The organism is Peptostreptococcus anaerobius VPI 4330 = DSM 2949 (genome assembly GCF_000381525.1).
In the GTDB taxonomy this organism is placed as follows: Bacteria; Bacillota; Clostridia; order Peptostreptococcales; family Peptostreptococcaceae; genus Peptostreptococcus; species Peptostreptococcus anaerobius.
This window is the reverse complement of the sequence record NZ_KB906609.1, coordinates 57,683-80,090: the sequence shown is the minus strand read 5'-3', so window position 1 is coordinate 80,090 and position 22,408 is coordinate 57,683. Positions and strand designations below refer to the sequence as shown.

Below are 22,408 nucleotides of genomic sequence, written 5' to 3'. Positions count from 1 at the left end.
AATAAAATTGCAAGTTTATATAGATTTTACCAGCTCTTTAACTAATCTAATAAACCTATCCTTTACTAGGTTTGATGTTTCGATTACCTCATCATGCACTAGCGGCTTGTCCAGTATACCCGCTGCCATATTTGTTATGCACGATATACCGTATACACTCATGCCGCAATGGTTGGCAACCAATACCTCAGGAACCGTAGACATACCGACAGCATCTGCTCCAAGTATTCCAGCCATTCTAACCTCTGCTGGAGTCTCATAGTTAGGACCTGAAAAATACATATATACACCTTCCTTAATATCCATAGAAAGTCTATCTGCACATTCCTTGATCAAGCTCCTACCTTCTTTGTGGTATCCGTTTGACATATCGGGAAATCTTGGTCCTATTGGATCATTCTTTCCTATGAGTGGATTTGATCCTGAAAAATTGATATGGTCCTTGATTATCATCAAATCTCCCGGTTTGTAAGTCTTGTTGACACCACCAGCAGCATTTGTTACAAGTAGTTTATTTATACCCATCTTTTTAAATACCCTTATTGGATATGTTATTTCTTTTTGTGTATAGCCTTCATAGTAGTGGAACCTCCCCTGCATAACAAGGACACACTTGCCACATAGGCTACCTATTACCAATTGGTTTTTGTGACCTTCAACATCTGATGTCATAAAACCTGGTATATCTTGGTACTTGATTATAGTCGGATTCTCTATCTGGTATGCCAAATCTCCTAGGCCTGACCCTAGTATAAGGGCAATTTCAGGTACCTTATCTGTAACGCTTTTTATGTATTCAAGGCTTAAATCTATATTATTTGTATATTCATCCATAAATTCACCTACTCTTCCTTTCCCATATAGGCTGCAACTGCTGAAGCAGCTTCAAAAAATTCTCTATCTTCATCAAATGACCTACCCATGCTCTTGACCCTTATATTATTTGAATCTAGGTCAAGCTTTGTATCTTGGTAGTCATACTCTATTATTTGATGGCTAGTATATAGGTCATTTTCCTCTAACTGCTCCTTTATCCTAGCCAACTTATCATCTTGATAGGCCTTGTTGATTATTATCCTTGTTGGATTGTTTACTATATCTTTTAGGATTGTAAGTGTGTGGTGAGACAAGCCCCTATGTCTATCCCTCTTATCAGCAAAAGATATTCTAGGTATCATATATGATCTACCACCAAGTTTTGACACTGCATCCAATATTGTAGCCTGGTCTATACCACTAAATCCGTACTTAGTTCCTGTGCCTGCTATTCCAGGTCCCATAGCAACTAGTACGCAGTCGGCCTTACAAATTTCTTTGGCAGTTATAAGGGCTGTATAGATATTTATACACTCATAGTCGCCACCAAAGGCATTACCATAAGTTATAGTCTTATCTATGAGTCCAGCCTTTTTCAAGTTTTCTACGTTTTTGCTAAAAGAAATAGGAAGTGCTGCACCATCTGTCATAATATACACTAGTTTGGCATCCGGTTTAAATTTTTTGTATGTAGCAGCAAAAGGTTGCAATATACTATGTAGGGCACCTACAGCTACAGGCAGAGAATCTAGTGATTCAAAGCCGGCAAACACATCATGATAAGGACTAGCCTGTTCTTCTACAGAATCTACCTTTATCTGAAGAGGAGTATACCTAAGTTTCATAATATGACCACCAGGTGTTAAATTTGATTCGGGCTTGTCCATATTTAGGATGACATAGTGAAAGCCACCTGTTCCTAGACTAAGTTCAACAGCAGTAGTATTTACAACTACACAATCACCTATATCAGCATGTCCTGTCATAGCCACATAATTATAGGCCCTTGACTCTTTAGAATCAATTTCTACTACTAAATCCTGTATTTCTTCGTTTTCACTTTTTATAGAAACTACCTTTGCAAGTCTTTTGCTAATCATATTATTATCCTTCCTAATTCCTACCCAACTTGTCTATAAAGTTGAGTACTGAATTTTGTTCTATTAATTTAGTCAGTGAATATTTTTCAGTAAGAACGTGTATGGCAATAAGTCCTACCAGACATACAAGCTGAACCTGTATGCTAAATGATATCACTATCATAACTCCTATAAATACACCTAGTACATTTGAGCCGGCATCCCCCATCATTGATAGGGCCTTTAGGTCAAATATAAAATAAGATACAACACCTGGTAATAGGAGCATATACAACTGCCTATTAAAGTCGCCAGCAAATATCAGTACTAGTATACTTATAATTAGGTATACCTTAATAGCTCTTCCTGGTCTTAGGTCCAATAGGTTCATAAAGTTAGTAGCTAAGGCAACAACCAAGGTTCCGACTACAACTCCTAGTATATTATCTGCAACAGCTGCAGATACAACTATACCTATAAAACCTCCAAGTACTGCCTTAAATCCACCAGTAGTCAACCTACCCTTAAACATGGATAAAAAGTGTCCCTTTAGTCCAGTGACATCCCTGTTTCCTATAGCATCATCCATTATACCTGCAAATGCCATAGCCATAACAGCAAACAACAATACAAATATCAATAAGAGTCTATCGTGTTCTATATTAAAGTAAGTTAATATTGCGGAGTTTACCATTAGGGCTGGGATAAATGCTATTCCCATTCCAACCGGAATCATCTCTCCCCTATAATTTTTCCTTATAAGTCCACATGACTCTAACATATATTTTACCATTGGTATCGAGATGACACTTACACCAACTCCAACCAACAATAAAACTAACAACATCAAGTAATCGTACACGATTATCTCCCCCACTCTTTTTTCTTTTGGTTAATTATTCTCTTAATATGGAGATACTGTTTACCCCTATGGATAAATCCACTTAGGTCCCTTCCAGTTTCATTGTGGGTCATATCTACTATTACCTCTTTAACTGTATATCCCCATTTTAGTATATCTATAGTCATACCTACTTCTACACCGTATCCATCAGGTATTCCATCAAATCTCTCTATTACTTCTCTCTTAAAGGCTCTTTGGCCAGATATCGTTGAGTTGAGTTCAACTCCAGTCATCTTAAATACAGATTCCTTGGCAAGTCTTTTTACAAAGCCCATACCCCCCTTTTTCTTGGCAGGTCTAAATCTTGCAATAGCGACATCACATTCACCATCTACCACTGGTCTGATGATCTTGACTACCTCTGATGATGTCTCCATTACATCACCGTCTAAGAAGACTACTACCTCTGCATTTGGGCTTATAGTTTCAAGTCCTCTTTCAAGAGCCTTTCCCTTACCCTGGTTTGTTGGCTGCTCTTTGAAAATAAGCTTGTCTAGCTTGTAGTTTCTAAGTAATTCAGCAGTATCGTCACTCGATCCGTCATCAACTACAACTATCTCATTTATCTCTTCTATATTCGCTATACCATCAAGAGTCTTTATTATTCTTTCTGACTCGTTATAGGCTGGTATTATAACACTCGTAAACATAGTTTACCTCCTTGCATTATATGACATGTTTTATAGTCATATTTTATATATGACATGTTTTATAGTCATATTTTATATATGACATGTTTTATAGTCATATTTTATATATGACATGTTTTATAGTCATATTTTATCGACCTATCTCATAAGTCTGATTTATAGTACTACTTCTTAGTCCTATTTTTCACTCGGTAGCAATACAGTACCTTCTGCTGGATTTCCGTAGCTACCTGATGTTACTCCATATTTCATCAGCATAATCATAGATAACCTACCACTAGCGTCATCTATATTGTTTATACTAGGCATATCCATCTCAGAATACTTTTCCAATAATTTTGAATCTGATGTGCTAGTTGTTATAGCTATAGTTGGCTTGTTAAGACTGAATTTTTCTAGGACTGGTTTTTCTAGCATAGCAAACTTGTCACTCAACTTTGTATTTGAGTTTGTATATACGACAAAGTTTGTAACAGAGTCATAGTTACCATTATAGCTTACAAGCTTAACATACCCTAGTTCCTGTAACTTTTCAAGTTCTTGAGATGTTCCTGAAGTCTTTATTGAATTTGCTATTAACTTCATTATATCAGCCCTATTCTTTAGGTTAAGTGATAGTTTCTCATTGACCTTGCTTAGGGCATCCTTTTCTAAAATAGACTCATTAATCTGAACGTTAAAGGCAATATTTGCTCCAGAATTTTTGGCTGCAGTTTCTATATTGCTAGTGTCTTCCCTTTCATTGAAAGATATAATACCGATTTGCTTGTCCTTAAGCTCATACTGGCTTAGGTTTATTTCTTTATTTGTTATTAAGGCCTTAGCATTTGATATAGACTTTTTAAAGGTTTCATTTTCTGCCTTTAGCTGATCATTTTTTTCCTTTAACTGGTTAAACTTGGTATCTATCTCTTCTATTATCGAAGCATTCTTTTCTTCAACTGCCTCGTTTGTTCCTAGATTAGATCCTATCAATATACCGATACCTAGGGCTAAAAATATAGACCCTATTGACACGATAAAATACTTAAAATTAATATGCATACTCTTTCCCCCCTACATCTGTAGTAATAATTTCATCTTTATTTGTAATAATTGCATAAATGTCTGTACCTTTGGAGATAGAGATGCAACTATCAACACTGGGAACAAACCTGTCAGTATTAGAGCAACTATATATTTAATCTTTAACCTTGACTTGTATAGCATACTCACACCCTTGGCATCTATCAGCCTATCACCTATCTTCAGTCTTACAAGAAATGTTGATGCCATACCCTTTCTACCCTTTTCTAGGAAGTCTATCATATTTGAATGGGTTCCAAGGGCTACAATCAGCTGGGCCTTGTATTCATAGGCAACCAACATAGCTATGTCTTCACTAGTTCCCGGAGAAGGCATGACAACAGCCTTTAATCCTAGGTCCTCAACCCTCTTTAGACCTGGAGCCCTACCATCTACATAGGCGTGGACAAGTATCTCGTCCGCTGCCATAAGGGCCTCATCGCTTACACTGTCCATATCTCCTACTATTAGGTCTGGCTTGTAACCAAACTCCATAAGGGCATCTGCTCCACCATCTACACCTACTAGAACTGGCTTGACTTCTTCTATATAGTTGATCATTGCGTGTAGGTCATCCTTGTAGTTATGACCCCTTACAACTACTAGAACATGCCTATCAGCAAACTTAGTGGACATCTTAGGTATCTCTACATCTCCAAGTATCATGCCCTTTTCCCTCTTGGCATACTCTATTGTATTGTCTATAAATCTGTCCAACTCCTGACCTATATTTTCGTAGGCTAGTCTAATCTTTTCATCGACAACTTCCTTGTCCATGACTTCTCCACGACCTATCAACTTATCCCTTCTATAGATTTCTCCATCTTCGACCACAATAAAATCATCCTCTTGTAGGTCATCAAAGGCATCTATACCTATGTTGTCAACGATAAGTATGTTATTATCTACAAGTATTCTAGGCCCTGCATTAGGATACCTACCACTTATAGACTTGTCAGCGTTTACTACCAGCTTGATTTTTGCTTCAACTAAAGAATTGGCTGCCACCTCGTCAATATCTATATGATTGATTACCGCTATTTGACCTGGCTCTATTCTTTTTGCGAGCTTTTTAGTTTTTCTATCTTTTTTTAACTTGGCTTCTACTCGCATTTTCTCCTCCTAAAATTCATTTTGCTTTCTCTTGCTCCATAGAGCATCTCCCTTGCGTGTTCTAGGGTCTTGTCTGATATTATCTTGCCTGATATCAACCTAGCAATTTCATCAATCTGTCCATCTTCTTCTAGATGGCAAAGGCCTGTGAACGTTCTTTTATTTTCAATATGCTTTTCTATATAATAGTGATCATCAGCAAAAGCGGCTATCTGAGGTAGGTGGGTAATACACACAACCTGCTTGTTTTCAGATATCTTGGCAAGCTTTTCTCCAACAACTTGAGCTGCCCTTCCACTTATGCCTGTATCTATCTCATCGAATATCATCGACTCTATTTTATCGACATCAGAAATAATATTTTTAAATGCAAGCATAAATCTTGACATCTCACCACCTGATGCGACCTTGTTCAAAGGATTAAGGTCTTCACCCAAGTTGAATGATACATAAAATTCTATATCGTCATATCCATTATCATTATAGTCTATTTTCTTAAAAATAACCTTAAATCTTGTATTTTTCATATTTAGTGATACAAGTTCAGACAAAAGGCTTTCTTCAAGTTTCTCTGCTACCTTCATTCTCTTGTCTGAAAGTATCTTAGCTACCCCTTCAAGCTCTACAAGTTTTTTGGATAGCTTGTCCTGAAGAATCTTGTTTTTTTCTTCCCTATTCTCTATATCGTCTAGTCTTTTTACAATCCTATCATAGTATTCTAGGATTTCTCCTATGGTATCTCCATATTTTCGTCTTAAGTTGTTTATAGTATCTATCCTATTTTCAATCTCATTTAAAACATTTGGGTCAAAATCTATACTGGACATATATGACCTCATATCTTGAGCCAGATCCTGAATCTCTATTGCTATCTTCTCGCTCTGACACCTCATCTCTTCAAGCCTTGAATCATATTTTCCAAGTGGAGACATGAGTACTTCAACCTTGCCTGCTATAGTATCAGCACTGTACTCCGATTCGTGCATCAACTCATAGGACTGGGCAAGGGCATTATATATTTTCTCACTGTTCAAAAACACATCTCTTCTAGACTTTAGGTCTTCGTATTCCTTTTCATCTAGCTTGGCAGATGATATTTCCTTTATTTGAAATTCAAGCAAGTCTTTTTCCCTCTGGACTTCCCTGTCAGACTTGTTATCATTTAACCTAAGGATTTCTCTTTTAATATCCCTGTACTCTTCAAATACATTCTTGTAGTTGCTTAATTCTCTTTGAATAGAATCCTTGGCGTATAGGTCCAAAAACTCAAGATGGTTGTCTCTGTCATATAGGGCCTGGTTTTGGTGCTGACCATGCATATCCACAAGGTAGCCCATAGACTTTTTAAGGTCAGAAACCCTTATGTTCTTGCCATTGACCCTTGTCGTGGTCTTACCATCATCAAATAGTCTTCTGGACACTATGATAGGTTCTTCTATGTCGATTTCGACACCAAATTCCCTTAAAGACCCTATAAATCTTTCATTTTGGGTGTATATAAGGGCCTCGACCAAACCATCCTTATGCCCCTTTCTAAGGAAGGTCCTATCATATTTACCGCCGAGACAAAGGTTAAGGGCTCCCAAAATAATAGATTTACCCGAACCGGTCTCACCTGTAAGAATATTAAGTTGTTTACCAAACTCCACCCTCATCTCTTCTATCAGGGCACAGTTCTTGATATATAGTTCGTAAATCATAGCTACCTCCGCCGATGTCTCTGGCTATTTTCCTATTTATTGTCAAGTGAATGAGACTCCTCTACCAGCTTCTCAATCCTACTATAGTAGTCCTCATAGTTATTGTTCTCACTTGGAAGATACTTGTCCTCTATTACTATATCATCAACCAAGACACCATCTTCAAGTTCTAACTTGTCTTCAACCTTTTCAAGGTATATTAGGTATTCTATATTACCTTCTGGCCCCTTGATAGGAGAATAGTCAAGGTCAAGTATTTTAAAACCTTCCTTAACTGCTATTTTAGATACCCTGTCTATTACCTCTATATGGGTTGAAGGCTCTCTTACGACTCCCTTTTTACCTACTTTTTCCCTACCAGCTTCAAACTGCGGCTTGATTAGGGCTACAATCCTGCCCCCCATCTTAAGTGAGGCCCAAGCCTTTGGTAGGACATTTTTAAGAGATATAAATGACACGTCTATTGATGCAAAGTCCGGTCTAGGATCTAATAAACTCTCATCTAGGTGACGTATGTTCTGTCTTTCCATGCAGACAACCCTCTCGTCCTCTCTTAGCTTCCAAGCCAACTGACCATAGCCCACATCTATAGAGTATACTTTTACAGCTCCATTCTGTAGCATACAGTCTGTAAATCCACCTGTGGAGGCTCCTATGTCCATACAGACCTTGTCTTTTAATACTAAATCGAAGTTGTTGACAGCCTTCTCCAGTTTAAGACCACCCCTACTCACATAAGGAATCTGCTTCCCCTTTACAAGTATCTCTGAGTCAATCTTGACTGCAGTACCAGGCTTATCAACCCTTTGGTTATTTACAAACACATTTCCCGCCATTATAGTTCTTCTAGCCTGTTCCCTGCTAGCAAAATATCCGAAATCTACTAGTAGAACATCAATTCTCTTCTTCATAATCTTCCCCTATTTTAATATATCTTTTATCCTAGCACTTATAGCCCCTGTGCTAAGTCCAATCTCTTTTCTTAATTCATCAACACTACCATGGGCTACAAACTGTTCAGGAATACCTATCCTATCAAGGCCTGTCCTAATGTCATTGTCTGTAAGTAATGAACCTATCCTTGAACCAAAGCCTCCAGTCACTACATTGTCTTCTATAGTAACAATATGGTCAGCATCTCTTATATATTCCAAATAAACCTCTTCATTTAAAGGCTTTAGATATCTAGCATCTAGTATCCTATACTCAAAATCACCATAATAGGAATCTCCAACCAAGTCGTTGATGACATCTAGGGCTGGCTCTAACATATTACCTATAGTCATAACTAATAGTCTTTTATTTTTATGGCCGTCAATCTTTTCATTATCCCTATATCCGTCATATATTATTCTTGGCTTACCTAGACTGTATATGTCCAGTGGTTGAGATATGTCCGATGATTGAGTGTCACTATTTATATTCAAATTAGGATACTTCCTATAGTCTATATAGTATTCATTCCCTCTTGGATACCTGATAGCTATTGGCATATCAAGCCTCTGAGAGAACTTTATCATATCTATCATCTCCTTTGTATCAGCTGGTGCCATTACACAAATATTGGGCACCAAGTTGAGGTAGGATAGGTCGAATTCACCGTGGTGGGTCTCCCCATCATTGCCCACTAGCCCTGCCCTATCTATAAGGAAGGTAACTGGCTTTTTAGTGATACATACGTCATGTATCAGCTGGTCATAGGCCCTCTGCAAGAATGTAGAATAAACTGCAAAATACGGCTTCATGCCTGATTTTGCAAGTCCAGCAGCAAAGGTGACTGCGTGTTGTTCAGCTATACCAACATCAAAATACCTGTTTGGGTGGACTTTCTCATAGAAATTAAGGCCTGTGCCTGTAGGCATAGCAGCTGTTATGGCTACTATATTTTCATTGTAGTTGGCCATCTCAGTAAGAGTCATACCAACAACCTTTGATATTGAATTTTTACCAGAAGATTGTACTCCAATCTTATAATCAAAACTGCTCACACCATGGTAACTCTCAGGTTTTTGCTCTGCATACCTATAACCCTTGCCTTTTACAGTCTTGACATGGATAAATTTAGGTCCATCTATACACTTCATATACTTGAAGGTCTCTATTAATTCACCTAAGTTATGACCATTAATTGGTCCAAAATACTTGATACCCATAGCATCTATAAGGCCACATTCTTGTGGTGATATAGATGTCAGTATAGATTCTGTAAGCTTATTGGCCCTTCTAGATATCTTCTCACCCATTTGGGTCATATTCATTATCTTGTCTATGTTCTCCTTTAGGTTTAAGGTATCGCTCGACCTCATTATCTTGGACATATAGTCGGAAAATGCCCCTGTATTCTTGTCTATAGACATCTCGTTGTCATTGAAGACAACTATCATATTTTTCTTTGTAAAACCTAGGTTGTTCAGGGCTTCAAAGGCCATTCCACCAGTTATTGCCCCATCACCTATTACAGCTATGACTTGGTTGTCCTCGCCCTTGATATCTCTTGCAACTGCCATACCCAAGGCTGCTGATACAGATGTCGAGCTGTGACCAGTATCAAATGCATCATGGTCGCTTTCAGATTCCTTAGGAAATCCCGACATACCAAGATACTGTCTTAGGGAATCAAATCCTCCCTTACGTCCAGTCAATATCTTGTGGACATAGGCCTGGTGCCCCACATCCCACACTATCTTGTCTTTGGGACTATCAAACACCTTGTGTAGGGCCAAAGTAAGCTCTACAACCCCAAGATTAGATGCCAAGTGGCCACCAGTTACAGATATTTTCTTTACTAGAAACTTCCTGATCTCCTTTGATAGTTCTTCAAGTTCTTTGTTATTCAGTTTTTTTATATCTTCAGGTGAGTTAACACCAGATAATATTTCATACATACCATCACCTATTTTCTAATAAGGCGTTAGGAAAAAATCAAGCCTAGTGCAATACCCAACATAGCACCAAAAAACACCTGTTTTTGAGTATGACCTATCAATTCCTTTAATTTTTCCTGTTCTATTGCCTTTTTATTGTGCCAGTCCTCTACCAGCTTGTTAATAATTGTCGCCTGTTTGCCCACAGCCTGTCTAACACCTGAGGCATCATACATTATTATAAATGAAAAAACAGCAGCGATTGCAAACATATCAGAGTTAAAACCGTATTTTACACCTAGCATTGTTGACAGACAAGTCACAAATGAACTATGTGAACTCGGCATACCTCCTGATGTTATAATCCTAGTTAAATCAAATTTTTTTTCTCCAGAAAACACTTTTAAAAACTGGGCCATAAAACAAGCGAAAATACTTGTCCAAAGCATTTTATTCGAAAAAAAGTCCAATAAATAATCCATACTCTTTCCCCCATTATTAAATAAAAAACTTAATTTAGTGTAAGCTAGTTTTGTCTATCCCTAATAAAGTCTGCCAAGGCATTCATAAACTCGGCATCACTATCAAATACCTCCAGAGATATTTTTGCCTCTTCTATCAAATTCTCAACTATTTTTTTTGACTCGCTTATACCTAGCAAACTTGGGTATGTGGACTTGTCATTGTCTAGGTCACTACCTACCCTCTTACCTAGGAGTTTTTCATCACCTTCTATATCTAGTATATCATCTACTATCTGAAAGGCTAACCCTATATTCTCAGCATACTTTGTCAGGCTTTCAAGTCTATCTTCGTCTATACCAGCTAGTATGGCACCTGCTCTCACAGATCCTACAATCATAGCGGCAGTCTTGTTCATATGTATGTAATCAAGTTTGTCCTTGTTTATTTTCTTGTCTTCACTTTCAACATCTACTACCTGACCACCTATCATGCCATATATACCAGCCCCTCTAGAAATCTCATAGGCTGCCCTAAGGCTAAGCTCTGGCCTTGGATGTTTGAAGGTTGCATTTAGCATAGTCTCATAGGCTGTATTGAGTAAGGCATCCCCCGCCAATATAGCCATAGCTTCACCAAATACTATATGGTTTGTAGGTTTGCCACGTCTTAGGTCATCATTGTCTAGTGCTGGCAAATCATCATGTATCAACGAATATGTATGGATCATCTCCATAGCTACACTATATGGAACAAAATCCTCTCCTTGCCCCTGACAAAGCTTGTAGGCCTCCATAAGCAGTATTGGTCTAAGCCTCTTACCTCCAGCCCTTAAACTATAGTTCATAGCCTCAAAAATAGTCTTTTGGTATCCTTCCTCCTTAGGTAAATAGGACTCTATCTTGTCTTCTATATATATACTTCTTTCTTTTAGTTCCTTCTTAAAATCCATTAAAGGTCCACACCTTCTTCCCCTTGCAAGCTGTTAAACTTGGTCACCTTTAGCTCTGCTTCATTAAGTATTTTATTGCAATGCTTATAAAGTTTTATACCCTCTTCATAGAGGTCTAAAGACTGGTCAAGTTTTATATTACCTGCTTCTAATTTACTTAAAATGTCTTCCATCTTAGAAAATGCTTCTTCGTATGAAAGCTCCTCCACTTGCCCAGCTTGTCCGTCACCTCTTTGTACATCACTTGCTAGTGGATCCATATTTATATTTTTATCGTCAGTAGATTTTTCTATCTGCATATCTTCTCCTTTACCTGGCACCTTAAACTGCCATCACTCAGCAATATATCTATATCTTCTCCAAGCTCAACATCTGTGGTCTTTTGCACCAGGCCACCGCTCGATTCAACGACTGAATAGCCCCTGTCCATTACGGAGAATGGGTTTAGGTTACCCATAGACACACCTATAAGGCTCAGCTTGTTCTTGTAGTCAACCATTCTCCTATCTACAGAAGCTGCCATCCTCTCCTGGATCCTGTCAAGCCTTACATAACTCATATCAATCATGTCCTTTTGAACTATTGTATGAGTCTTTTCTATGCTTCTTGACACTTTCTGCCTTTCAATTTCTATCTTGTTAGAAACAGCCCTTGACATACGCTTGACCAATATATCTTGACTTGCTAACAAGTCCTTTAGGTCTGGTGTGGCAAGTTCAGCCGCAGAAGATGGAGTCGGTGCCCTGAGGTCAGCAACAAAATCGCATATTGTATAGTCAGTCTCATGGCCAACAGCAGATATAATAGGTATCTTTGAATCGAATATCTTCCTAGCAAGAGCCTCGCTATTAAAGGACCATAACTCCTCCAAAGATCCACCACCCCTACCAATAATGATAGTATCTATATCATCTCTTCTATTGAAAAAGTCCAGGGCCCTTATCAAAGACTCTTCAGACCTCTCACCTTGTACCAAGACCGGAAATAGCTTGATTTCAACTCTAGGATACCTTCTCGAGACGACATTTATGATATCTCTTATAACAGCCCCTGTAGGCGATGTTATAACACCTATGACCTTTGGAAACCTAGGTATCTTTTTCTTGTGCATAGGACTGAATAGGCCTTCCTTTTCCAGTCTCTCCTTCATCTGTAGGTACTGGTAGTAAAGATTACCCATGCCCTCAACCTCTACACTATTGATATATAGTTGGTAGGCACCGTCTCTTTCATAGACCCTTACACTTCCCGATGCTATAATCTTAGTTCCGTCCTTGATCACCATATCTTGGGCAAAGTTACGCCTTAAGATGATACAGTTGACCTTTGAATCCTTGTCCTTTAAAGACAGGTATACATTACCTGATGAGTGTATTTTAAAGTTTGAAACCTCTCCCTTTACCATGACATTGCCAAGTATAGGTTCGTCCGCTATCAACTTCTTAATATATGAATTTAACTCTGATACTTCCAATGGTCTTAGCTTCATAATACACTCCTTTTTGCATAGTACACTAATTTATATTATAGAACAATTCTGCTGACAGGTCAACGTATTAGGTCTCATACTTGCCCCTTTTCAAAATAACAATTGTATGACAATATAAGAGAAAATTAAGTTTTTGTGGACTTTTTATTACAACTATCTCCCAATTATTATACTGCTCTTAATATATATATCCATCCTCTTCCTAAAATCAAGCAAATAGTAGTAAGGTTGTTAAATTTAAGGTATAATATAAATTGAGAATATAGAAAACGGAAAATATTCCTTAATGATATATCCGATAAAAATATAAACAATGGTTCAGATATTACAAAAGACTCTAGGTCTCCCTTGTAATACGATGCAAATAAAAAAAGGAGAATAATATGAATAAAATCAAAATAATGTTTGTATGTCACGGTAATATATGTAGGTCTACTATGGCTGAGGCCTTATTTCGCCATATGGTCAAGGAGGAAGGGCTGTCTGACAGGATCTTTATAGATTCAGCTGCAACATCATATGAATCTATCGGTGAACCTGTATACTATGCTACTAGGGACAAGCTGGCTGAGTTTGGAATATCTACTGAGGGTATCTACTCAACTAAACTTAAGAAGTCCGACTTTGAGGAATTTGACTATATATTCACTATGGACCAAAACAATATGAACTATATAGTTGATGAATTCGGTAGCTATGACCCAGAAAAGGTAATCAAGTTTATGGATTTGACAGATCATCCAAGGGATATAGCTGACCCTTGGTATACAGGTAACTTTGATGATACCTATGATGATATCCATGAATGTTGCAACATATTGATGGAAAAAATCAAAAGAGAATTGTAGGATAAATAAGAAAAAATCTACCTGGGATTTGTCTTTTGGTAGGCAATCCTAGGTGTACCATCATCTACATAGATTGTACCACATCTCTCAAAACCTGCTTTTTCTATTAGATTAATCATAATCTTATTATCCTTATGGGTGTCTATTCTTATATTATCACATTTACTACTACAATACTCTATGCACTTATTGAATACTCCCTTGACCTTACCATTTGAGGCTATCCTGTGTATAGTCCCATATTTTGCTTCATTAGGCCATCTTCCGTCTTCAATCACCTTGTAGGTAGGGTCTTCTCCAACTATAAATACAAAGACTCCACACACCTTTTCATTTTCCATTATCACATAGGAGTTGCCACTGCTTATATCTTCTACTATCCTTTTCTTGCTGGGCCTATTATCTCCCCACTGGTGAGGATTTGAGTTGGTCTTCATAAATTCTCTTGCATAAGAATAAATATCCATTATACTCGATAGGTCTGCCATTGTAGCTTTTGTAATCATAGATTATCCCCCTCATATTTTTAATATTAAACATTATTATATCATAATGTAAAACAAATAAAAAGTCCCCTCAAATACAATGATTTAAGGGGACAAAATTATTAACTTATGTCAAGGCATACACTCTTAAAGACTATACTCTCTCAACCTTCATACCTGTTTCGTGGTCATTTAGGTTCTGGTTTTCTAGGTCTGCATCTTCAACCCTAGATATAGCTACTGAAAGTGTCTCAGACTTGATATAGTCCTCAAAGTCTGCTACTGCTCCTGCAACCTCGTCATCTCCATTAAAGTAGATATTGATATTGTCAAGAACTTCAAATCCACTTGCCTTTCTCATCTGCTGTACCTTAGAGATAAACTCTCTTGCAAGACCTTCCTTTACTAGGTCATCTGTAAGAGTTGTATCAAGGATAGCGAATAGGTTGTTTTCCATAGCTACGTTAAAGCCTGGCTTAGACTCTATATTAACTAGGACTTCTTCCTTAGTAAATTCAAAATCTGCTCCTGCAACTTCAACTGTCATTGACTCACCTGCTTCAAGCTTGGCTACTACTTCATGGGCCTCTAGACCTCTTAATACCTTACCAAATTCGTTTACATTCTTTCCTAGCTTTGGTCCAAGTACCTTGAAGTTTGGCTTTAGATTGAAGTTCATGTATACTCCTAGGTCCTGTACAAAGTGAACCTTCTTAACGTTTAGTTCTTCCTTGATTAACTCAACTAGGTCTCCTAGTAGCTCTTCAAACTTACCATCTATCAATACTTCAGCTATTGGCTGTCTTACCTTGATCTTAGAGTTTTCTCTAGCTGCTCTACCAAGTGTTACTAGGTCTCTAGATAGGTCCATCTTCTTTTCAAGGTCAAGGTCTATAAGGTCCTTATTTGCTCTTGGGTAATCAGCACAGTGTACTGAGTATTCTCCAGTCAAGTTCCTATACATTTCTTCTGATAGGTATGGTGCAAATGGAGCTATCAACTTACAGAATTCTGTTAGGACTTCGTATGTTGTATTGTATACTGACTTCTTGTCCTGAGTAAGTTCTGTTCCCCAGAATCTTCTTCTTGACCTTCTGATGTACCAGTTAGATAGGTCATCATTTAGGAATTCAGTCATTCTTCTTATAGTCTTGTTGACTTCAAATATTTCAAGGTTTTCTTCTACTTCTGCCTTTAGGTTGTTGAACTTAGATAGGATCCATCTGTCTAGTTCTGGTCTATCCTTGTAGTCTACAAAGAAGTCGTTTGGATGGATGCCATCTGTGTTGGCATATAGTGTAAAGAATGTGTATGTGTTCTTTAGGGTACCAACAAACTTAGATACTATTTCCTTTAGGCCGTCTTCGTCAAACCTGATTGGTGTCCATGGTGGTGATACGTATAGTAGGTACCATCTTAGGGCATCTACACCGTACTTGTCAAACATTTCAAATGGGTTGATTGTGTTACCCTTTGACTTGGACATCTTCTTACCGTTCTTGTCTAGGACTAGGTCAGTTACTAGGACGTTCTTATATGGAGCCTTGCCTGTTACGAATGTAGATACAGCAAGTAATGAGTAGAACCATCCTCTAGTCTGGTCTATACCCTCACAGATATAGTCAGCTGGGAATAACTGGTCAAAGTCTTCCTTGTGCTCAAACGGATAATGCCACTGAGCGAAAGGCATTGCTCCTGAGTCAAACCAACAGTCTATAACTTCTGGAACCCTAGTCATTGGCTTGCCACAATCTGGGCACTTAAGGTGTACTTCATCTATGTAAGGTCTGTGTAGTTCTATTGTTTCTGGATCAACATCTTCAATAGCTAATTCAGCTAGTTCCTGTCTAGATCCTACTGTAGTCTTGCAACCACAGTCTTCACACTTCCATACTGGCAGTGGAGTTCCCCAATATCTAGTTCTTGATATAGCCCAGTCCTTTAGTTCTTCTAGCCAGTTACCAAATCTTCCCTGACCGACGAATTCTGGATACCAGTTTACACCGTTGTTATTTTCTATTAGCTTGTCTTTTAACTTAGTCATTTCTATATACCAGCCTGGGTTGGCATAGTATACAAGAGGTGTACCACATCTCCAGCAGTGTGGATAGTTGTGTTCTACCTTTATCTTAGAGAATAGTTTGTTCTCTGCTGCAAGCCACTTTATGATTTCAACATCTAGGCCTTCTTCCATTACAAACTTACCTTCCCAAGGAGTTGTAGTGAACTTACCTTCTGAGTCAACAGGCTGTACAAATGGAAGTGAGTATTTTCTACCCATATTGTAGTCGTCTTCACCAAAGGCTGGTGCTGAGTGTACTATACCAGTACCATCAGTTGTAGTTACATATTCGCCACAAGTAACGAAAAACGCCTTTTCTTCTACATTTACGAACGGCATCAACTGTTCGTATTCCTGGTATTCTAGGTCTTTACCCTTTAGAGTTTCAAGAACAGTGTATTCCTTATCTCCTAGATGCTTGTCAAGTAGGTCTTTTGCAAGATAGTATACTTCATCTTCAACCTGAACTTTTACATAGTCTACTTCTGCATTAACAGTAAGGGCTACGTTTGATGGTAGAGTCCAAGGAGTTGTTGTCCAAGCTAGGAAGTACTCGTTTTCTGTACCCTTCTTCTTAAACTTGGCAACAAGTGTGTTTGACTTGATTTCCTTGTATCCCTGGGCAACTTCGTGTGATGCAAGACCTGTTCCACATCTAGGACAGTATGGTAGGATCTTGTGACCCTCGTATAGTAGTCCTTCCTTGTTGAACTTGTCTAGTATCCACCAAAGTGTTTCTATATAATTGTTGTCTAGAGTGATGTATGGGTCATCTAGGTCAACTGAATATGCCATTCTCTCTGTCATCTTTCTCCATTCTCTTTCGTAAGAGAATACAGAGTCTCTACACTTCTGACAGAAATCTTCTACACCGTAATCTTCTATAGCCTTCTTATCTGATAGGCCTAACTGCTTTTCTACCTGTAGCTCAACTGGTAGACCGTGAGTATCCCAACCAGCCTTTCTAGGAACCTTGTAGCCACTCATTGTTTTGTAACGACATACCCAGTCCTTTAATGTTCTAGATATAACGTGGTGGATACCAGGGTTACCATTGGCTGTTGGTGGTCCTTCAAAAAATACATATGTTGGATCATTTTTACCCTTTTCTAGTACCTTGTCAAGTATCCTGTCTTCTGTCCATCTTTTAAGAGTTACTTCTTCTGCCTCTGCAACAGTGCAGTCAAGTAATGGTTCAAAAACACTCTTCTTTTCCATAGTCTTCCTCCTTATATTTTAATACTCTTAATTTCTTTTTTGGTGTAACGAGTAATAGTATAATTGCAAATAAAAAACTCGTCCTATGCATATGCAAGGGACGAGAAAATCGCGTTACCACCCAAGTTCCCAGGAAAATCCTGGACTCTCAATTAGTCTATATCGTGACTAGACGGTCGACCTAGTAATGGATATACTCCATTTTCAGCCTTCTGCTCAGAAGTGATTTTCAAACTAGACATCATTTATCGGCTCCCACCATACCCGACTCGCTAAAAACTATTCTAGTCCTACTGTCTTCATCAATGCATTATGTTCTTCAATTACTATGTTAATCATTATATTGCACTTCATAAAAAAGGTCAATACTTTTTTTGCAGAAAATAAAATAAATTTTCAGAAAATTACTTTATATTAAATATATCTTCAGGTGATCCTGTTTCTTTTAGGTCTTCTGCTGTGACTATCTCTTCATCTATTGCTGCCATAGATATAGTCTTGTCTTCTTCTTCCTGTACATCCTCTAAAACAGACATTCTCATTGTGCCTGAATTTTCATATGCAACTGGAGAATTTACCTGATTAAAGTTTTCTCTATCTGTTTCAACATCATTAAATATATCATCAACATTCTTCATTTCATCTTCTAAAAGTGATTTGAACTTGTTTCTGAATACCTTAAATTCCTTTACTAGTGATTCGTATTCATTTCTTATCTCTACAACCTTGTTGTTGGCCTTGTCTATCATCTGCTTAGACTGTAATTCAGCTTCCTGAACTATCACTCTAGCTTTTTTGTTAGCGGCATTTGTAGTATCTTCTGCAGCTGACTGGGCTGTTATAAGAGTCTCTTTTAGAGTTTCCTCAATGCTTGAATACTTACCAACCTGGTCCTTATACATAGATAGCTTTTCCTTTAAAGCTTCATTTTCTTTTAGAGTCGCTTCAAAATCATCTCTGAGCTCATCTAAAAATATATCAACTTCAGCTTCATTATAGCCCCTAAATCCCTTTTTAAATTCTTTTGATTCTATTATTTCTGGTGTAATCATTAGTCCCACTCCCTATCTTTATAAAATATACACATAAGATAGACACATAGATCCATTTATGTCTTCTTATCTATACACTGTATAGAATTATTTAAATATCTTTATCTTTAGCCTGGTTTTACCTTTTTTGCTGACACCACCAATCTCGTCCAAGATAAACTTTCCACATTTTCTGACGGAAATAACCGATTTTTCTTCGACTTGTTTAGATGGATTGTCTATTTTTTCATAATCGACACTTACATACTCAGCACCTATAAACTTAGATGCATCCTGCCTAGATAAGTTAAATACTCCTGCAATAATACCATCAAGCCTTAATGATGCCACACTGATATTCTTTATATCGAATTCATCTTCTACAGGAATAATATCACTAATCCCTATCTCTTTTACAGTGACCCTATTCCTAGCAACCCTCTCAAGATTATATAGAACATAGTCCCCCATATCGGAACTAACTATTATCTGGCAATAATCTTCATGTACTAGGATGTCTCCCAACTTTTCTCTTTTGATTCCTAGCCCCAAAATTGACCCTAGGTAATCCCTATGAGACACAGACTTGAATTTGAAGTTGCCGCTAACCTGAAAACACCTGATACTTGATTCTTCACTCAAGTCACAATAGTATTGGGATATCAGCATCACAGACCTTATAGCCCCATCATAACCACCTTCTAACTTGTACTTCAAGTCCGGCTCAGTATTCAATATAGCAACAGCGTTTTTAACTTCATATGGATTTAAAAACTCTGTTGTCCTTATTGAATGCGACTTCAAAACGCTATTACATGAGTCGATTACTCTATACATTTTTACCTTTAGTTCTTCATCCTTTATATGATTTGTAAGCTTTAGCTTGTCCATATTAGCACCTACAAGAACATATATATCATTCTTTTTATAAATCCAAGTAACAATATAGCAACTAATGGTGTAAAATCAATAGTTCCTGTATTAAACCTAGAAATAACCCTCCTAATAGGTTCTTCAACTGGAGATGTTATATCTTCTAAAAATCCATACAACTTGTATCCTATCGAACCCGGAAACCAAGAGAGTAAAGCCTTGATGATAATAGCCCAAGAAATGAACTCCATAAGGTAAACTAAAGCTATCTTAATTGTTTCCATATCTTACTCCTACTTATTCTGCCAAGGGAAAATTGCCTTGCTCTCTAATTCTTTCTTTATGCTAGCATCAACATCTACATTCTTTGGCGCTAGTATAAATATAGACTTTGATACTCTCTGTATACTTCCGTCAAGCACATACACAGCCCCATTCATAAAGTCAAAAATAGACTTTTTAATTGACTGCTGAGTCATACTTTCTAAATTAACTATTACTGTCTTTCTAAGCTTTAGGTGGTCTGCTATAAGTGCAGCATCATCGTATACCTTAGGTTCAACAATAACTACCTTCATCTGGTTATGGCTGTATTCAGGTACCCTGTTTGCTCCTATACCTGTACTATAAGGAAAGTCCTGTTCACTGCCATCTTCGAATTCTTCTTCAGATTCATCATATTCATCATATCCATCTTCATACTCTTCATATGCATCGTATTCTTCTTCTGAATTATCCTCGTCTATTACCATCCAGTTTCTCAACTTCCCCATTCTATCCTTTAAGCCTGCCATAATATACCTCCTGTAACATCTATTCAACATTTTATTTAGATTCTTATTTTTATTTTCTTCTTAAATTTAAAGTTTATATTTACTTGCTGTAATCTCTTTTACCAAATATGCTAGTTCCCACTCTTACTATTGTAGAACCTTCTTCAATCGCAATCTTGTAGTCACCACTCATTCCCATTGATAACTCTTTCATCTTCACATTATCCAATCCTAAACGATCTATGCTTTGAGATAGGTCTCTTAGCCCCCTAAAACAAGCTCTGACACCTTTTTCATCCGCATCAGCTGCTGCCATTGTCATCATACCAACTATCCTAATCCTTGGACAATTGCTGGAGCAGTACCTTACAAAGTCTTCAACATCACTAGGTCTTAGGCCATGCTTTGATTCCTCGCCTGACATATTGACCTGTACAAGACATTTTATATCCCTATCTATCTTGTCAGCCCTGAGATTTATCTCATCAGCCAACCTTACCCTATCAAGAGAATGTATAAGTTCAACCTTGTCAATGATATATTTAACCTTGTTGGTCTGGAGTGACCCTATTTGATGCCACTTCACCCTATCCTTGATAATATCGTATTTTCTCGCTAGTTCCTGGGGTTTGTTCTCCCCAACTTCTTCGACACCCAATTCTATAGCAGATTCAACTACATCAACATCAACTGTCTTAGTTACACCTAGCAGTAATATGGATTTTGGATCCCTATTAGATGAGAGCGCAACTTGATTAATAGAGGCTCTTACTCTTTCTAAATTGTCTTTTAAACTATCCATCAGTCCACCCTCCTTTAGTCTCATATGAAAATGAGCAAAATATTACATATAGTATATTATATCAAAAAGTCTAGGTCTTGTACCGTTTAAATTGAAATTTGTTATTATAATTTAAAAATTGTTTCGTTTTCGTGCTTCTTTGACCTAGTCATCAGGTCAGTAACACCACTTTTAGGGTCGATTTCACCCTTTATGACCTTATATATGCATTCTGTGATCGGCATCTCTATGTCCAATTCCTTGGCTTTTTTGTAGATGGCTTCAGTAGCAACTATACCTTCTACCACCATCTGGATTTTTTCCTGAGTCTCTTCAAGACTATAGCCTTGACCTATCAAGATACCAGCCCTCCTATTTCTAGAGTGCATAGATGTACAGGTAACTATAAGGTCTCCTATACCAGATAGACCAGAAAAAGTTGATAAGTCCGCTCCAAGACTAACTCCGAACCTAGATATTTCAGTAAGGCCCCTAGTCATCATGGCAGCCTTTGAATTGTCACCAAAATCAAGACCATCAAGGATACCAGCCCCAAAAGCTATGATATTCTTTGATGCTCCTGCAAGCTCAACCCCTATTAGGTCTGAGTTGGTATATATTCTTATAAACTTATTCATAAAATAGTCTTGAACCTTTTGAGATATGTTTATATCTTTAGATGCAGCTACAAGTGCTGTAGGTATATTTCTAGCAACCTCTTCAGCATGAGATGGACCAGAAAGCATACAGTACTTAGCCCCCGGTATTGTCTCTTCAACTATTTGAGATATCCTCATACCGCTTGTATGCTCAATACCCTTGGCTACATTAACAATAATCTGTTCAGGATTTACAATATCTTTTATAGACATACATAGCCTTCTCACCTCTTGTGATGGAACGGCAAGAACAATCATCTCTGAATCCTTTATAGCTATTTCTATATCAGAACTTGCTTTAATAGTTTCAGATAAAACGACCTCAGGCAAATATTTAGAATTAGTGTGCCTATCATTTATTTCGTCAGCCTGGTCCTTTCTCCTAGCCCATAGAAGGGTTTCGTAACCATTGCTATCCAGAACCATGGCTAGGGCACAACCCCAACTTCCTGCACCTAATATACATACTTTACTCATAATTACCTCCTTTTCTAGGACTTTTTCCTATCTCTAATGTAAAAGGTTGTAAATATCTCTTAATATATAAAAATATCTACAACCCTAAATTATTTTCCTAATCTATC

Annotated in this window: 22 protein-coding genes and 1 other annotated feature; of the genes, 1 reads left to right on the top strand and 21 read right to left on the bottom strand. The window is 37.6% G+C overall.

Annotated features, from left to right (window positions below; translation table 11 throughout):
• Positions 1-15: 15 nt before the first annotated feature.
• The 13 genes from F823_RS0102860 to xseA all read right to left on the bottom strand — a co-directional run bounded on the left by F823_RS0102860 (position 16) and on the right by xseA (position 13,094).
• Positions 16-834 carry a purine-nucleoside phosphorylase gene (locus F823_RS0102860; protein ID WP_019595358.1) on the bottom strand — a complete coding sequence of 273 codons (819 nt, stop codon included), beginning with the start codon at positions 832-834 and terminating at the stop codon, positions 16-18.
• A gap of 8 nt (positions 835-842) precedes the next feature.
• Positions 843-1,916: a DUF3866 family protein gene (locus F823_RS0102855; protein ID WP_002844847.1), complete on the bottom strand. Its 1,074-nt coding sequence runs from the start codon at positions 1,914-1,916 to the stop codon at positions 843-845.
• 13 nt (positions 1,917-1,929) lie between these two features.
• Positions 1,930-2,757, bottom strand: coding sequence for a glycosyl transferase (locus tag F823_RS0102850; RefSeq protein ID WP_002843805.1), 828 nt, complete (start codon positions 2,755-2,757; stop codon positions 1,930-1,932).
• A gap of 2 nt (positions 2,758-2,759) precedes the next feature.
• Complete coding sequence (locus F823_RS0102845; protein WP_002844845.1) at positions 2,760-3,449, bottom strand: glycosyltransferase family 2 protein; 690 nt, start codon at positions 3,447-3,449, stop codon at positions 2,760-2,762.
• Between the two features lie 177 nt (positions 3,450-3,626).
• Positions 3,627-4,493 (bottom strand): copper transporter, encoded by an 867-nt coding sequence (locus tag F823_RS0102840; protein ID WP_002843780.1) that lies wholly within the window; start codon positions 4,491-4,493, stop codon positions 3,627-3,629.
• 12 nt (positions 4,494-4,505) lie between these two features.
• On the bottom strand, positions 4,506-5,627 hold the full coding sequence (gene steA / locus F823_RS0102835; RefSeq protein ID WP_002843847.1) for a putative cytokinetic ring protein SteA: 1,122 nt from the start codon (positions 5,625-5,627) through the stop codon (positions 4,506-4,508).
• A complete protein-coding gene (recN, locus tag F823_RS0102830; protein WP_002844844.1) occupies positions 5,618-7,327 on the bottom strand; it encodes a DNA repair protein RecN in 1,710 nt (569 codons plus the stop codon). Before recN ends, steA begins: the two co-directional genes overlap by 10 nt.
• Before the next feature lie 32 nt (positions 7,328-7,359).
• On the bottom strand, positions 7,360-8,238 hold the full coding sequence (locus tag F823_RS0102825; RefSeq protein WP_019595357.1) for a TlyA family RNA methyltransferase: 879 nt from the start codon (positions 8,236-8,238) through the stop codon (positions 7,360-7,362).
• Between the two features lie 9 nt (positions 8,239-8,247).
• The gene (dxs, locus tag F823_RS0102820; RefSeq protein ID WP_002844842.1) at positions 8,248-10,212 is read right to left on the bottom strand and encodes a 1-deoxy-D-xylulose-5-phosphate synthase; all 1,965 of its coding nucleotides are present in this window, start codon (positions 10,210-10,212) and stop codon (positions 8,248-8,250) included.
• A 26-nt stretch (positions 10,213-10,238) separates the two neighbouring features.
• A complete protein-coding gene (locus F823_RS0102815; protein ID WP_002844841.1) occupies positions 10,239-10,673 on the bottom strand; it encodes a divergent PAP2 family protein in 435 nt (144 codons plus the stop codon).
• A 44-nt stretch (positions 10,674-10,717) separates the two neighbouring features.
• Positions 10,718-11,605, bottom strand: coding sequence for a polyprenyl synthetase family protein (locus F823_RS0102810; RefSeq protein ID WP_002844840.1), 888 nt, complete (start codon positions 11,603-11,605; stop codon positions 10,718-10,720).
• Complete coding sequence (xseB, locus tag F823_RS10500) at positions 11,605-11,904, bottom strand: exodeoxyribonuclease VII small subunit (RefSeq protein WP_002843813.1); 300 nt, start codon at positions 11,902-11,904, stop codon at positions 11,605-11,607. Before xseB ends, F823_RS0102810 begins: the two co-directional genes overlap by 1 nt.
• A complete protein-coding gene (xseA, locus tag F823_RS0102800) occupies positions 11,895-13,094 on the bottom strand; it encodes an exodeoxyribonuclease VII large subunit (RefSeq protein WP_002844837.1) in 1,200 nt (399 codons plus the stop codon). The genes xseB and xseA overlap by 10 nt, the downstream gene beginning before the upstream one ends.
• 383 nt (positions 13,095-13,477) lie before the next feature.
• On the opposite strand from xseA, the gene F823_RS0102795 reads away from it, so the two are divergent.
• The gene (locus F823_RS0102795) at positions 13,478-13,942 is read left to right on the top strand and encodes a low molecular weight protein-tyrosine-phosphatase (RefSeq protein ID WP_002843770.1); all 465 of its coding nucleotides are present in this window, start codon (positions 13,478-13,480) and stop codon (positions 13,940-13,942) included.
• 17 nt (positions 13,943-13,959) lie between these two features.
• Here F823_RS0102795 and F823_RS0102790 read toward each other — a convergent pair whose 3' ends face one another.
• From F823_RS0102790 to F823_RS0102755, 8 genes are all read right to left on the bottom strand, one after another.
• Positions 13,960-14,448, bottom strand: a complete 489-nt coding sequence (locus F823_RS0102790; protein WP_019595356.1) for an N-acetyltransferase — start codon at positions 14,446-14,448, stop codon at positions 13,960-13,962.
• Between the two features lie 133 nt (positions 14,449-14,581).
• On the bottom strand, positions 14,582-17,707 hold the full coding sequence (ileS, locus tag F823_RS0102785) for an isoleucine--tRNA ligase (protein WP_019595355.1): 3,126 nt from the start codon (positions 17,705-17,707) through the stop codon (positions 14,582-14,584).
• 93 nt (positions 17,708-17,800) lie between these two features.
• Positions 17,801-18,022: a binding site (T-box leader), on the bottom strand.
• An 89-nt stretch (positions 18,023-18,111) separates the two neighbouring features.
• Positions 18,112-18,759 carry a DivIVA domain-containing protein gene (locus tag F823_RS0102780; RefSeq protein WP_002844830.1) on the bottom strand — a complete coding sequence of 216 codons (648 nt, stop codon included), beginning with the start codon at positions 18,757-18,759 and terminating at the stop codon, positions 18,112-18,114.
• A gap of 87 nt (positions 18,760-18,846) precedes the next feature.
• Complete coding sequence (locus F823_RS0102775; RefSeq protein ID WP_002844828.1) at positions 18,847-19,629, bottom strand: YlmH family RNA-binding protein; 783 nt, start codon at positions 19,627-19,629, stop codon at positions 18,847-18,849.
• Positions 19,630-19,637: 8 nt separating this feature from the next.
• Positions 19,638-19,895 (bottom strand): YggT family protein, encoded by a 258-nt coding sequence (locus tag F823_RS0102770; RefSeq protein ID WP_002844826.1) that lies wholly within the window; start codon positions 19,893-19,895, stop codon positions 19,638-19,640.
• Between the two features lie 9 nt (positions 19,896-19,904).
• A complete protein-coding gene (locus F823_RS0102765; RefSeq protein WP_002843826.1) occupies positions 19,905-20,405 on the bottom strand; it encodes a cell division protein SepF in 501 nt (166 codons plus the stop codon).
• A 79-nt stretch (positions 20,406-20,484) separates the two neighbouring features.
• A complete protein-coding gene (locus tag F823_RS0102760; protein WP_019595354.1) occupies positions 20,485-21,186 on the bottom strand; it encodes a YggS family pyridoxal phosphate-dependent enzyme in 702 nt (233 codons plus the stop codon).
• 104 nt (positions 21,187-21,290) lie between these two features.
• Positions 21,291-22,301: an NAD(P)H-dependent glycerol-3-phosphate dehydrogenase gene (locus F823_RS0102755; protein WP_002844821.1), complete on the bottom strand. Its 1,011-nt coding sequence runs from the start codon at positions 22,299-22,301 to the stop codon at positions 21,291-21,293.
• Positions 22,302-22,408: the final 107 nt, after the last annotated feature.

Bases quoted from the DNA above. Each gene is read 5' to 3' on its own strand.
- F823_RS0102795 (WP_002843770.1), top strand. From the start codon at position 13,478: ATGAATAAAATCAAAATAATGTTTGTATGTCACGGTAATATATGTAGG.
- F823_RS0102845 (WP_002844845.1), bottom strand. From the start codon at position 3,449: ATGTTTACGAGTGTTATAATACCAGCCTATAACGAGTCAGAAAGAATA.
- xseA (WP_002844837.1), bottom strand. From the start codon at position 13,094: ATGAAGCTAAGACCATTGGAAGTATCAGAGTTAAATTCATATATTAAG.
- F823_RS0102825 (WP_019595357.1), bottom strand. From the start codon at position 8,238: ATGAAGAAGAGAATTGATGTTCTACTAGTAGATTTCGGATATTTTGCT.
- dxs (WP_002844842.1), bottom strand. From the start codon at position 10,212: ATGTATGAAATATTATCTGGTGTTAACTCACCTGAAGATATAAAAAAA.
- steA (WP_002843847.1), bottom strand. From the start codon at position 5,627: ATGCGAGTAGAAGCCAAGTTAAAAAAAGATAGAAAAACTAAAAAGCTC.
- F823_RS0102860 (WP_019595358.1), bottom strand. From the start codon at position 834: ATGGATGAATATACAAATAATATAGATTTAAGCCTTGAATACATAAAA.
- F823_RS0102780 (WP_002844830.1), bottom strand. From the start codon at position 18,759: ATGATTACACCAGAAATAATAGAATCAAAAGAATTTAAAAAGGGATTT.
- F823_RS0102765 (WP_002843826.1), bottom strand. From the start codon at position 20,405: ATGGCAGGCTTAAAGGATAGAATGGGGAAGTTGAGAAACTGGATGGTA.
- F823_RS0102770 (WP_002844826.1), bottom strand. From the start codon at position 19,895: ATGGAAACAATTAAGATAGCTTTAGTTTACCTTATGGAGTTCATTTCT.
- recN (WP_002844844.1), bottom strand. From the start codon at position 7,327: ATGATTTACGAACTATATATCAAGAACTGTGCCCTGATAGAAGAGATG.
- F823_RS0102810 (WP_002844840.1), bottom strand. From the start codon at position 11,605: ATGGATTTTAAGAAGGAACTAAAAGAAAGAAGTATATATATAGAAGAC.
- ileS (WP_019595355.1), bottom strand. From the start codon at position 17,707: ATGGAAAAGAAGAGTGTTTTTGAACCATTACTTGACTGCACTGTTGCA.
- xseB (WP_002843813.1), bottom strand. From the start codon at position 11,904: ATGCAGATAGAAAAATCTACTGACGATAAAAATATAAATATGGATCCA.
- F823_RS0102760 (WP_019595354.1), bottom strand. From the start codon at position 21,186: ATGGATAGTTTAAAAGACAATTTAGAAAGAGTAAGAGCCTCTATTAAT.
- F823_RS0102755 (WP_002844821.1), bottom strand. From the start codon at position 22,301: ATGAGTAAAGTATGTATATTAGGTGCAGGAAGTTGGGGTTGTGCCCTA.
- F823_RS0102855 (WP_002844847.1), bottom strand. From the start codon at position 1,916: ATGATTAGCAAAAGACTTGCAAAGGTAGTTTCTATAAAAAGTGAAAAC.
- F823_RS0102790 (WP_019595356.1), bottom strand. From the start codon at position 14,448: ATGATTACAAAAGCTACAATGGCAGACCTATCGAGTATAATGGATATT.
- F823_RS0102840 (WP_002843780.1), bottom strand. From the start codon at position 4,493: ATGCATATTAATTTTAAGTATTTTATCGTGTCAATAGGGTCTATATTT.
- F823_RS0102815 (WP_002844841.1), bottom strand. From the start codon at position 10,673: ATGGATTATTTATTGGACTTTTTTTCGAATAAAATGCTTTGGACAAGT.
- F823_RS0102775 (WP_002844828.1), bottom strand. From the start codon at position 19,629: ATGGACAAGCTAAAGCTTACAAATCATATAAAGGATGAAGAACTAAAG.